This window comes from Achromobacter sp. SIMBA_011 (assembly GCF_046535435.1).
Lineage (GTDB): Bacteria > Pseudomonadota > Gammaproteobacteria > Burkholderiales > Burkholderiaceae_B > Achromobacter > Achromobacter dolens.
Genome location: NZ_JAWRWN010001341.1, coordinates 1 through 230, shown reverse-complemented (window position 1 = coordinate 230; position 230 = coordinate 1). Strand labels below are relative to the sequence as shown.

Annotated in this window: 1 pseudogene; it reads right to left on the bottom strand. The window is 67.4% G+C overall.

Annotated features, from left to right (window positions below):
* A pseudogene (locus tag SB816_RS35445) lies at nucleotides 1-230 on the bottom strand (PLP-dependent aminotransferase family protein); the annotation flags it as partial.

Here is a 230-nt window from a genome sequence, read left to right as displayed (position 1 = left end):
GCCTGCAGCAACGCCGCGTTGTGCCGGCTGTGCGCGAACTTGAGCATCTTCACGCGCGCGTGCCAGCGGCCCGCACTGATCCAGCCGAGCCGCATGCCGGGCGCAAGCACCTTGTTGAACGACGGACAGTAGATCACCGTGCCGTCGCGATCCCAGGCCTTGACGGGCTTCACCGCGTGCGGCGCCTCGACGAGTTCGCGGTACGGTTCGTCTTCGATCACGGCAACGCC